Below are 11,813 nucleotides of genomic sequence, written 5' to 3'. Positions count from 1 at the left end.
AATGTGAAATGCAATCTCTGTGGGAGCTGGCTTGCCAGCGATGAGGCCGGTACATCCAACATCAATGTTGAATGTCAGACCGCCATCGCTGGCAAGCCAGCTCCCACAGGGATATGTACGCCATTCGAGATTTAGTTCGGCACAAGATCTCAAAGGAACACTTTTTGCTGTCAGATGTGCTCGGCGCCATTGCGTCGGCGTCATTACTGGCTCAATTTAGCGGCATCGCCTCGGAAGGCCTTCGCACTTCATGTCCTCGACCTCGTTTCGTCAGTCTTTGCGGCGCCTGTGGGCGCTGGATAAATTCAGCTATAGCGTGCGGGTGTTTATCGCCCTGACCGGCAGCATGGCGCTGTGCTGGTATCAGGATGAAATGGGCCTGCTGATCCCGTTGTTCCTCGGCATCATCGCCAGCGCCCTGGCGGAAACCGACGACAGTTGGCAGGGCCGCCTTAATGCCCTCGCAGTAACGCTGGTGTGTTTCAGCATCGCCGCGCTGTCGGTGGAATTGCTGTTCCCCTACCCGATCATTTTCGCCGTGGCCCTGGCGCTGGCCAGTTTTGGCCTGACCATGCTCGGTGCACTCGGCGAGCGTTATGGGGCGATTGCCTCGGCTACGCTGATTCTTTCCGTGTATACGATGATCGGCGTCGATCAGCGTGGCGGCGCGGTTACCGATTTCTGGCATGAGCCAATGCTGCTGGTCGCTGGTGCGGCGTGGTACGGCTTGCTCTCGGTGCTGTGGCAGGCGCTGTTCTCCAACCAGCCAGTGCAGCAGAGTCTGGCGCGGCTGTTTCGTGAGCTGGGTTTTTATCTGAAGCTGAAGTCGTCGCTGTTTGAGCCGATCCGGCAGATGGACGTCGAAGCCCGGCGTCTGGAACTGGCGCAGCAGAATGGCCGCGTGGTTGCCGCGCTCAACACCGCCAAGGAAATCATTCTGCATCGGGTCGGCAACGGTCGCCCCGGGTCGAAAGTCAGCCGTTACCTGAAGCTGTACTTCCTTGCTCAAGACATCCACGAACGCGCCAGCTCTTCGCACTATCCGTACAACGCCCTCGCCGAGGCGTTCTTTCACAGTGACGTGCTGTTCCGCTGTCAGCGTCTGTTGCGCCAGCAAGGCAAGGCCTGCCGCGCGCTGGCCGAATCGATCCAGATGCGCCAGCCCTTCGTTTATGACGCGAGTTTCGCCGAAGCCCTGGGCGACCTGCACGCCTCCCTCGAACACCTGCGCATCCAGAGCAATCCGGCATGGCGCGGTTTGCTCCGCTCGTTGCGCGCACTGGCGGCCAACCTTGGCACCCTCGACCGTTTGCTCAGCGATGCGAGCAACCCCGATGCCTTGGCCGATGCGACCGACAGCAGCCTGCTCGACCGCTCGCCGCGCAATCTCAAAGACGTGTGGATTCGTCTGCGCACCCAGCTGACGCCGACCTCGTTGCTGTTCCGCCATGCCCTGCGCCTGCCACTGGCGCTGAGTATTGGTTACGGCATGGTGCACTTGATTCACCCGTCGCAAGGTTACTGGATCATCCTCACCACGCTGTTCGTCTGCCAGCCGAACTACGGCGCGACGCGGCGCAAACTCGGTCAGCGGATTTTCGGCACAGCGATCGGCTTGACGGTGGCGTGGGCGCTGTTCGACCTGTTCCCCAATCCGCTGGTGCAGTCGTGTTTCGCCATCGCCGCCGGGGTGGTGTTCTTTACCAACCGCACCACGCGCTACACCCTGGCGACCGCAGCGATCACCATCATGGTGCTGTTCTGCTTCAACCAGGTTGGCGATGGCTACGGGCTGTTCCTGCCGCGCCTGTTCGATACCTTGCTTGGCAGCCTGATCGCCGGGCTGGCGGTGTTCCTGTTCCTGCCGGACTGGCAGGGCCGACGCCTGAACAAAGTGCTGGCCAACACGCTGACCTGCAACAGCATCTATCTGCGCCAGATCATGCAGCAATACGCCGCCGGCAAGAGCGACGACCTCGCCTATCGCCTGGCCCGCCGCAACGCGCACAACGCCGATGCGGCCCTGTCGACAACGCTGGCGAATATGCTGATGGAGCCGGGGCATTTCCGTAAGGAAGCGGACGTCGGCTTCCGCTTTCTGGTGCTCTCGCACACCTTGCTGAGTTACCTGTCAGGGCTGGGCGCACACCGCGAGACGCAATTGCCAGCGGACGTGCGCGAGCATCTGATCGATGGCGCCGGGGTGAAGCTGGCGGCGAGCATCGACGAAATCGCCCAGGGGCTGGCGAGCAAACAGCCGATTGCGATTCAGAGCGACGAGGAAGAAGCGCTGGCCAATGAGCTGGAGCAAATGCCTGATGAGATCGATGAAGGCCAGCGTCTGGTGCAGACGCAGCTGGCGTTGATCTGCCGGCAGTTGGGGCCGTTGCGCACGCTCGCGGCGCACCTGATCAAGGAGGTTTAGCCGCAAGCCTCAAGCTACAAGCTACAAGCCTGTCCGCTTTTAGCTTGCAGCTTGAGGCTCGAAACTTGAAGCTGCCGTTTACATCCCATGCGCGCGCAGCAGCTTTTCATAACTGCCATCCGCCTTCATTGCTGCAATCGCCTTATCGAACCCCGCAATAATCTGATCATGCTGAGGATTCTTCAGGCTGACCAAAATATGCAGGCTGTTCTCGCTCAGCGGCTTGGGCAGGAATTCCACTGAATTGCGCACCTTGGCTGACTCGCGCGCCAGGTAATACTTGGCCACGTATTCGTCTTCCAGGGTCAACTTGACCCGATCCGCCGCGAGCATGCGCACGCCCATGGCGAAGTTATGCACCGGGACTTTCTGCATCGCCGTGTCGGCATCGAACACCGCCGAATAGGCGTAGCCGCGCACCACCGCAATCGGATAGGTGTGCAGCTCTTGCAAATTGCTGTAATCGATCGGCGCGTCTTTGCGCTTGAGGAAGCGAATCCGGTTGGTCAGGTATTCGCCGGAGAATTGCCCGTAGCGGGTGCGGTCTTCGTTGTACCAGGCGTTGACCAGCACGTCGTAACGGCCTTCGTCGATGCCGAGCAGGGCCCGCGCCCATGGCACCTGTTCATAACCGCTGGCGTAACCGGCCCGGGCCAGCGCAGTGCTGACGATATCGGTGGCGAGGCCACCATTGACCAGCGTGTCGTCGGTAAAGGGTGGCCAATGATCGAATACCAGTCGCAGCTTCTGCGCTGTCGCATCCTGGCCCAGCAACAGCAGTCCGGTCAAAGCCATGGCTTGAAGCAATCGCGGCATGCTTGAACATCCTCAGCGGGCAACTGCCCGACGTCTTCACGTCAAAAAACCAAGACCCTCTACCGGCAAAACCCAGGCACTAACATTAGCTCATTACAACCCGTGCACAGCGCTCTTGAGCAGATTACACAAAGTCGGCACGGCTGCGCGAAAGGAATGATGGCATTTTGACCTTTATCACAGACGCTTACGCCATAAAGACATCTGTGTCGCGTGCGCTTAGTATCGGGCGACACGAACAAGGAATCGGCAAATGACAATCGAGTGGATCTGCAAACATCACAGCGATCTGGGCAAGGAACAGCTGTACGCGCTTCTGAAACTGCGCTCGGAAGTCTTCGTCGTCGAACAGAAATGCGCCTATCCCGATCTCGACGGCCAGGACCTCGACGGCGACACCCATCACCTGATGGGCTGGGAGAACGACCAACTGGTCGCCTACCTGCGCTTGCTGGATCCGCAGTCTCAGGGCGGTGACGTGGTGATCGGTCGCGTGGTGACAGCACCGGCCGGTCGCGGCAAAGGGCTGGGGCACAAGATGATGGAGCAGGCGCTGAAACAGGCCGAGAAGCATTGGCCGCAGGTGCCAATCTACCTGTCGGCGCAGGCGCATTTGCAGGGGTATTACGGCAAGTACGGGTTTGTTGTGGCGGGTGAGGAATATCTTGAGGATGACATTCCACATATCGGCATGCGTCGCGCCTGAAGGCCCCATCGCTGGCAAGCCAGCTCCCACAAGGAATTGCGTCGTTCACAACTTGTGTGAACACCAGAAAAACCTGTGGGAGCTGGCTTGCCAGCGATGGCGCCAGCCCAATCCACTCAGGATTCAGGGATACTCCAGTACAATCTTGATCTGGCGCAGATTGCGCTGGATCCAGCCTCGATCAATCGCTCCCCAATCGCGAATCCGATAGCGCCCGGCGTGATTGCGCGCGCCCTCTTCCTGCTCGAATTCGCAGATGATATCCAGATCCGCCAGCGCCGCGATCGTATCCTGCGCTGTACGACGGGGCATGCCGGTCACTTCGGTCAGTGCCGGCACGCTCGGCGCCAGGCCGCTGTCGATCAGGTACGCCACAAACAGGCGGCGGTAGAAACTGCTTTTGGTCTTGCTGACGTCCATCCACCTCTTCCTGATAGCTGATCAAGCCTGCATGTCGCGCCAGGTCAGGTACACGCGCAGGTCGAACTCGACCTGGTGATACCCCGGCAGCATGTGCTCGCACAATTTATAAAACGCCTTGTTGTGGTCCGACTCCTTGAAGTGCGCCAGTTCGTGCACGACGATCATTTTCAGAAAGTCCGGCGCGGCGTCCTTGAACAACGAGGCGATGCGAATCTCTTTCTTGGCCTTGAGCTTGCTGCCCTGCACCCGCGACACCGTGCTGTGCAGGCCGAGCGCGCGGTGGGTAAGGTCGAGGCGGTTGTCAAACAGCACCTTGTCGATGGCCGGCGCATTGCGCAGGTATTCCTGCTTGAGCTCCAGCGCATAGCTGTACAACGCCTTGTCGCTCTGCACGCCATGCCGCCCCGAATAGCGTTGATCGAGGTATTCGCCCAACCGCCCTTCGGCGATCAACTGGCGCACCTGATCCTGCAAACGTTCAGGATAGGCCTGGAGGTATTTCAACGCAGTCATGAACGGGCAGCACGGTTGGCAAAAAGGTGCGCCAGTGTAGCGAATTCAAACGGGCAGCGCGCCCCAGTCAAACGGCTCGGCGAAACTGGCCGCATCCTCGGCGATCAACGGCCGCGCCACCAGGAAGCCCTGCACATACTCGCAGCCATGGGCTTGCAACCACTGGTATTGCTCGACGGTTTCCACCCCTTCGGCGATCACCAGCAAACCGTATTGCTTGCACAGACTGATCACCGTACTGACCAGCGAGGCGTCGCGGGGCGAATCAGGCAAACGAGCGATCAAATGACGATCAAGCTTGAGCGTATCCAGCTCCAGATCACGCAAATGCGCCAACGAGCACGGCCCGGAACCGAAGTCATCCAGCGCCACGCGCACGCCGAGGTTACGCAGCAAGCGCAACTGTTTGCGGGTTTCGTCGGGGTTCTGCATCAGGGCTTCTTCGGTGACCTCGACCTCCAGCTGCTGCGGCTGCAAGGCGTGGCGCTCCATGACCTGGCGTAACTCGGTGACCAGATTCGGCAGGCTGAACTGGGTGTTGCTCAAACTCACACCCAGCACCAGATCATCGGCGAACAGGCTTTCCCAGGCTTTACGCTGACCGGCGCCGCGATGATAAATCCAGCTGCCGAGGCGACTGATCAACCGCGCCTCCTCCAGCAACGGCAGAAACAGCCCCGGCGGCACGTCGCCCACGCTTGGGTGCTGCCAGCGCAGCAGTGCCTCAAAACCGCGGATCTGGCCACTGCCGATCGCCACTTGTGGCTGGTAGACCAGGTTGAAATCACGATTCTCGATCGCAGCGCGTACGCTTTCTTCGAGCATCAGCCGCGAACGCGCGCGGCCGTTCATTTCATGATCATAGAAACGATATTGCTGACGCCCGGCGCGCTTGGCTTCGTACATCGCAATATCGGAAGCGCGCAGCAAGCCGTCGAGGTTCGCCCCGCAATCCGGATAGGTGGCAATGCCGATGCTGGCGCCCAGAACGATGTCCAGCCCTTCGATCTGCTGACAGATCGATACGCGTTCGATGAGTTTTTCCGCAATCTTCGCCGCTTGCTCGGGAAACTCCAGATCGAGCAGCGCGGTAAATTCATCGCCACCCATGCGCGCCAGAATGTCGAACGGCCGCAGGCAGGCTTTCAATTGCTCGGAAACCCAGCGCAACACCCGGTCGCCAGCATCGTGGCCAAGGGAGTCGTTGACCCGTTTGAAGCCGTCGAGGTCCAGATACAGCAGCACCCAACTGCTGTCGCTGCGCTCGCCGCGCAACAGCAGGTTTTCCACGGTTTGGTAAAAACCGCGGCGGTTGAGCAGACCGGTCAGCGGATCAGTCACGGCCTGAAATTCCAGCTGCTGATGCAGGTGCCGCACCACCGACATGTCGAGCACGGTCACCACCATCGCATGCTGCTCGGTCGGCAGCGCGGCGCAGGATAACGCAACCGGCACTTGCTGGCCGGGTGCCGTGCGCAGCAAGGCGTCGTGCAGCCTCAAGGTCTCCCCACGTTTATAGCCGGCATAGAACTCGGAATCGGCCCACAGCGGAATGTGCGGTTTCTGCAAATAATCGAGAAATTCCTTGCCCTCCAGCTCCTTCACCGGCGCGTTGAGCAAGCGCGAAATCGCCGGGTTGGCAAAGCGGATCAAACCGTCCTCGCCGAGCACCAGAATGCCCTCGGCCGCGTTGTCCAGCACCGAGGCGTTGAAGGCTCGGGCCAATTCCAGGTCATGACTCAGCCGCTGCAACGCACGGCGGTTGCGCTGGTGCTCCAGCAACGCCTGCACTTTGGGCTTGAGGATCTGCGGGTCGAAAGGCTTGAACAGATAATCCACCGCGCCACTGGCGTAGCCCTTGATCACGGCGTCCTGGGATTGCTCATTGGCGGTAAGGAAAATGATCGGCGTCAGCCGTGTGCGCTGACTTCCACGCATAAGCCGCGCCACTTCGAAGCCGTCCATGCCCGGCATCTGCACATCCAGCAGCACCAGATCGACGTCCTGCTCGAGCAGAATATTCAGCGCCTCGAAACCGGAGGCGGCGGTGATCACGTGCCAATCCTGGCGCTGCAGCAACGCGCGCATGCTGATCAGGTTCTCAGGGTAATCATCGACGATCAAAAGGACAGAGCTGCCTTCACCTGGCTGGGGTTGCGCGCATTCCATGCTGCTTCTCTTTTCGGGACCGTTGCCGGCAAAAACGTAGACGTACTGAGCCTTCACTCTAGACGCGGATCGGTGAAAGCAGAAGCTGTCATCCCGCCATCATCTAAACAATGCTCAACCCAGCCGACTAACGGTCACCGCTACAGCCCCCGAAAACCGGGCCAGATGGCATTTCGACAGGACTTTGACGTCAAGTAATCGCCGGACGGGCATTAACAAAAATCGCCGCTACGCTTATAAAGACGCCCGAAAACGCGCGGGCTAGAGCTTCTGGCACCGACGTTCCGGATGAATTGAGTGGAAGAACCGTCATGATCGATCTCGCAACCTGGAACCTCAGCGTTCCTGTTGGCAGCCCGCCGTACACCGTCGAAACCTCGAAACTGGTGGATGGCTTCAAGGATCAGTACTTCCATTCCGACACCGGCACCCTGTTTTTCTGGTCACCGGTGACCGGCTCGAAAACCGAAAACGCCATCTACCCGCGCACCGAACTGCGTGAAACCTTCAGCAACGGCACCCTGCGCAACTGGTACTACCCGGACGCCGACAACCTGCTGCGCGCAACCCTCACCGTGAATAAGGTGCCGAGCTCCGGCAAGATCGTCATCGGCCAGATTCACGCGTACGAAAGCCAGCGGCCAATGGTCAAACTCGAGTATCAGTACAAGACCAAAACCGAAACCGGCAATCTCGTGATCAAAGTGCGCATGCGTCCCGATGACGCGGAAAGTCGTGTTATCACCCTCGCCACCGGAATCAAGCTCGACCGCGAATTCAACTACCTCATCCACCTCAGCCCCGGCGGCGCGCTGGGTGTGAGCGCGGCGGGTTATCAGTGGGACTCACAGATCAGCGCGACGTGGCGCGACAAGCCGTTGTACTTCAAGGCTGGGGTTTATGTGCAGGACAACACGGGGTATACGAGTGAGGGTGGGCAGGTGACCTTCTCCAAACTCGACATCGATCACGACAAATAACCCAATCCCCACGGTAGGAGCCGCCGAAGCTGCGATCTTTCGATCCTTTTGATTCTAAAAAGACAAAATCAAAGGTCGCAGCCTTCGGCAGCTTCTGAAGGCTTCAGCGCCCATCTCTGCAGCACTCAAAACGGACTTAAAAAACGTATCAACATCCAAAAAGGTATAAAAACCTGTCAGACCTGACAGTTGGCCCTGTTAACCAACCCCGATAACGTTGGTTCACACATCAATCCGCCAAGAAGTCGCCCATGCCAGGTCCACTCGGAAACTTCTGCAACGACGACAACAGCTTTTGCATAGACATTACCCATGCAAACGCAAACAACGGTCAGTTGTGGGGCACGCTGAAAGATAACGCTCAGAGCTACCCGATTGCCGGGTCTTATTACCACCGAGACAGTACCTATACCGACGTTTGGTTCATGACCGACATCGCCGATGCAAGAGACAGCTGGCAAGGAGAAATGGACTGTTTGAGAGGTTACCCGACACTCAGCGCCATCCGCGCTCATGCCACGGGAGGCGGGCGCCATACCCTGACCGGTTATCACTTGAAAGAGATGGCTCCTCCCCAGTCAACTCACTGCGCTCATTCAAGTGCGGAGGCACCGCTTGACGGTGGATTATTCGTTCAGTTGAAGCGCTGGATGCTCGGTTGACCTGTTTTAAATCCACCCTTTAAACAGCGCTGTTTAGATCTGTCAGCAGTTACGTCCTGATGCCTACAACACCTTGCGCCGTTGCCTACCACTGCGCCAGAATCCGCCGGCTTGTGCGCCTGGCGGGCCATCGGTAACTTGACTCGCGTCACTGATTTCCAGTGATCGGGTTTAGTAGCCCGTGGTTTCAAGCTTTGTGCATCAGCATCTGTCGGTCAGGTATTCCATACCTGCGCTTGATGGTAACTGTGCGCAGGGCACCTTCGGGTGCGCCGGCTTGCTCGAAACCCCGGTCTACTAACCTGCGTACAGTTGCCTCCACTTTGATTAGTAGCCAGAGCGGAGGCACTCCAATCAGGTTTCGAGCACATGATCAAATCAACACCACATCCGCCAGTCACCGACCCGGCATCCCCGTACGACTCCCTCGACTCAAAAAAACTCAACGACGCCGCCGAACGCGCCCTCGACCACTACCTCAGCCCCGCCGCACACATCATGACGTGCGCCCACGAACCTGAGGCCATGTACCTCGCCAACCCGAAGTACAACACCGAGTCGCTGCTGGCCAACGCCAGCGAAACCCTGGGGTCGGCCAACGAAATGCTCAGCAACTTCGCCGCCACGCTCGACACCTCGCACCGCAAGACTGCGCTGGGTATTGCGCAAGTTGTCATGCTGGGTGAGTTGGCGGTAAATCAGGCGCTGGATCATGTTGAGCTTAAAGAATAAAAACCGCGCAAAAACCCGCCTCATGGCGGGTTTCTCTCGCAAAGGGCTTTAATGTTCTGTATACGGTACATTCAGACCACAATGTGATGTTAGTGCAACATGGATTACTCCCTTTTGATCAGCCGTCTCGGCATGCAATTACGTGCAAAACGCCTGAATCGAGGCCTGACGCAGGCTCAGCTTGCCGAGCTGGCAGGACTGACACGCTACAAAGTTATCGCGGTGGAGAAAGGTACCCTTTCTGTCGGAATGGTCGCTTATGCGCGGGTTTTGGCTGCTCTCGATTGCGAACTTGCGGTGGTTCCAGCAACGATGCCAACCCTCGAAGAGCTTGGGGATTTATTCGAATGAAAACGACCTCTCTTCAAATCAGCACGCCGCAAGGTAAAAGTGGCAGGCTTTTCAGCGACAGCGAGAATTTCACTTTTCGTTATCACGAAGATGCATCGCCACCCATGGCAATCAGCCTCTCAATGCCTGTACGGCATGACGAGTTTCGCCGCCGCGAGCTGCATCCGGTTTTTCAGATGAACCTGCCAGAAGGCTATGTACTGGAGCAGTTACGCAATCGCTTGGCCAAAACTGTGAGCGTCGAGCCAATGCTGCTCCTGGCGCTGTCCGGCAGCACGTCGCCCATCGGCAGGGTTCACGTACGCTCTGAAACAGTCGACGCCTTATTGGAAGAGCAAGAGTTTCCGGGAGAAAAACTCGACGAGATTCTGACGTGGGACGGTACGGAAGATATCTTTGCCAACATGCTTGATCGCTACATCCTGCGGGCGGGTATTTCAGGCGTTCAACCCAAATTGCTGGTACCAGAACGACAAGAGGCTGGATTGCCTCGAGTGACATCCAAAACATCGGATCTGATCATCAAAAGCGGGCGGGACGAATTCCCCGGCCTGGCGATCAACGAATTCCTTTGCATGTCCATGGCGAAAGAGGCGGGGATTTCTGTTCCACCGTTTTACCTTTCCGACAACGCCAAGCTGTTTGTCATGCGTCGATTTGACCGCGACGACCAGCTCAATCCGATTGGGTTTGAAGACATGGCGGTTCTGATGGGGCTGTCGGCTAGTCAGAAGTACAGTAAGAGTTATGCGGCAATCGCCAAGGCTGTCCGGGTTTTTTGCCCGGTGAGGCACTTTCGTACGTCGCTTGATCAACTCTTCGATAGCGTCGCCCTGAGCTGCATCGTCGGAAACGGTGACGCTCATTTGAAGAATTTCGGATTGCTCTATTCAGAACCCACGCAACGCGATGCGCATCTGGCGCCGGCTTACGACATCGTCAACACCACGGCCTATATTCCAGAAGATGTACTGGCATTGGATCTGGCGGGCAACAAGTCAATGTTCGCCTCACGACAAGGACTCCTGGAATTTGCCCACACCTGTGAAATCGACCAACCCAAGGAACGCATTCAGCATCTCCTTGCCTCGGTTGAAGTCGTGCTCAAACGCTACTCCCACTATCGCGAACAGGCGCCCCATGTGTTCAACGCCATTGAGCACGCGGCAGCGCCATTTGCTCTGACTTTTGGATAGCTTCGCAACCGCCTACCAAGACCCGCATCGAGATTTTTTTAACAGCAGTTTTACACTGCTTAAACTTAGTTAACCCTTGCTTCCAACTCATCCTTGAGAGAATGCTTACACATCGCTTCCAGCGAGATTTTAAAAAACCATCAATTTTTGACATTCCTCTTTTAGTACATTTCCTTTCTTTACAGAAGCCTTGGCGCCCTTATAGCAAATGAATATTAAAAACTGTCATTTATTACAGGCGCCCGCCCGACCATAAAAAACTAATCTTACTTACGCAACACGAACTAAAACAAGGCACACAATCAAATCTATTCCTTTTCGCCAATCGAAAAAACCACGCGCCCACCGCTCAAGGAGTTTGACATGTCATATACAATAAATGGCGACTATATCAATGGCGGCTACGACACCAAGCAGGAGTCTATTGTTTTTGGCATTTCCAGCAATGAGGAAGCCAGCGGCAAATTCAGCGGGACATTAACTGAGTACAAGCCCGGCCAGCTTCCAGCCAAACAAGATATAAAAGGATGGTTCCATTTCAATAGAGACAGCAGTTCTACATCGTTTACTTTCGAGACACCTACAGACACTTGGGATTTGCAATCACCATACTTGGGGAAGTCGAATCAGTTCACGACAATGACCGCAACCCGCACCCCTAAAGACCAATCGCAACCGCCTCGGAAATTGGTTTTTTTAGAGCAGGAGTGCATGCTTAGCCAATCTCCATTTACCAACGAAATGCTATTTCATGAAGGCGCATTTTCGTCAGGCGAAATAATCGCCCCAAAAAAACCCGCCTCACGGCGGGTTCATTTTAAATCAATCTAACGCTAAGAC

12 protein-coding genes are annotated in these 11,813 nt (G+C 57.1%); 8 read left to right on the top strand and 4 right to left on the bottom strand.

The window, feature by feature from the left end:
* The first annotated feature begins 250 nt into the window (after positions 1-250).
* Positions 251-2,425 carry a YccS family putative transporter gene (yccS, locus tag M0746_RS27800; RefSeq protein WP_258451316.1) on the top strand — a complete coding sequence of 725 codons (2,175 nt, stop codon included), beginning with the start codon at positions 251-253 and terminating at the stop codon, positions 2,423-2,425.
* A 78-nt stretch (positions 2,426-2,503) separates the two neighbouring features.
* Here the strand turns inward: yccS and M0746_RS27795 are convergent, their stop codons facing one another.
* Positions 2,504-3,241 carry a substrate-binding periplasmic protein gene (locus tag M0746_RS27795; protein WP_258451315.1) on the bottom strand — a complete coding sequence of 246 codons (738 nt, stop codon included), beginning with the start codon at positions 3,239-3,241 and terminating at the stop codon, positions 2,504-2,506.
* A gap of 253 nt (positions 3,242-3,494) precedes the next feature.
* Here M0746_RS27795 and M0746_RS27790 point away from each other — a divergent pair, with 253 nt between their 5' ends.
* Complete coding sequence (locus M0746_RS27790; RefSeq protein ID WP_258451314.1) at positions 3,495-3,947, top strand: GNAT family N-acetyltransferase; 453 nt, start codon at positions 3,495-3,497, stop codon at positions 3,945-3,947.
* Between the two features lie 123 nt (positions 3,948-4,070).
* Here the strand turns inward: M0746_RS27790 and M0746_RS27785 are convergent, their stop codons facing one another.
* Genes M0746_RS27785 through M0746_RS27775 form a run of 3 tightly spaced genes read right to left on the bottom strand, consistent with a single transcriptional unit; the run spans position 4,071 to position 7,052 of the window.
* Positions 4,071-4,367, bottom strand: coding sequence for a winged helix-turn-helix domain-containing protein (locus M0746_RS27785; protein WP_258451313.1), 297 nt, complete (start codon positions 4,365-4,367; stop codon positions 4,071-4,073).
* Positions 4,368-4,388: 21 nt separating this feature from the next.
* Positions 4,389-4,883, bottom strand: coding sequence for a M48 metallopeptidase family protein (locus M0746_RS27780; RefSeq protein ID WP_258451312.1), 495 nt, complete (start codon positions 4,881-4,883; stop codon positions 4,389-4,391).
* A gap of 45 nt (positions 4,884-4,928) precedes the next feature.
* Entirely contained in the window at positions 4,929-7,052 is a 2,124-nt protein-coding gene (locus M0746_RS27775; protein ID WP_208939449.1) for a putative bifunctional diguanylate cyclase/phosphodiesterase, read from the bottom strand.
* Positions 7,053-7,363: 311 nt separating this feature from the next.
* On the opposite strand from M0746_RS27775, the gene M0746_RS27770 reads away from it, so the two are divergent.
* From M0746_RS27770 to M0746_RS27745, 6 genes are all read left to right on the top strand, one after another.
* Positions 7,364-8,032, top strand: a complete 669-nt coding sequence (locus M0746_RS27770; RefSeq protein WP_090287046.1) for a polysaccharide lyase family 7 protein — start codon at positions 7,364-7,366, stop codon at positions 8,030-8,032.
* A gap of 251 nt (positions 8,033-8,283) precedes the next feature.
* Positions 8,284-8,694 (top strand): hypothetical protein, encoded by a 411-nt coding sequence (locus M0746_RS27765; RefSeq protein ID WP_258451311.1) that lies wholly within the window; start codon positions 8,284-8,286, stop codon positions 8,692-8,694.
* Positions 8,695-9,063: 369 nt separating this feature from the next.
* Entirely contained in the window at positions 9,064-9,426 is a 363-nt protein-coding gene (locus M0746_RS27760) for a DUF6124 family protein (RefSeq protein WP_258451310.1), read from the top strand.
* Between the two features lie 99 nt (positions 9,427-9,525).
* Positions 9,526-9,777 carry a helix-turn-helix domain-containing protein gene (locus M0746_RS27755; RefSeq protein ID WP_258451309.1) on the top strand — a complete coding sequence of 84 codons (252 nt, stop codon included), beginning with the start codon at positions 9,526-9,528 and terminating at the stop codon, positions 9,775-9,777.
* A complete protein-coding gene (locus tag M0746_RS27750) occupies positions 9,774-10,973 on the top strand; it encodes a type II toxin-antitoxin system HipA family toxin (RefSeq protein WP_258451308.1) in 1,200 nt (399 codons plus the stop codon). Before M0746_RS27755 ends, M0746_RS27750 begins: the two co-directional genes overlap by 4 nt.
* A 363-nt stretch (positions 10,974-11,336) precedes the next feature.
* Positions 11,337-11,804, top strand: coding sequence for a hypothetical protein (locus M0746_RS27745; RefSeq protein WP_258451307.1), 468 nt, complete (start codon positions 11,337-11,339; stop codon positions 11,802-11,804).
* Positions 11,805-11,813: the final 9 nt, after the last annotated feature.

Source organism: Pseudomonas sp. S11P7, assembly GCF_023195435.1.
GTDB lineage: Bacteria > Pseudomonadota > Gammaproteobacteria > Pseudomonadales > Pseudomonadaceae > Aquipseudomonas > Aquipseudomonas fluorescens_G.
The sequence above is the reverse complement of the archived record's forward strand: the minus strand, read 5'-3'. Positions and strand labels throughout refer to the sequence as shown.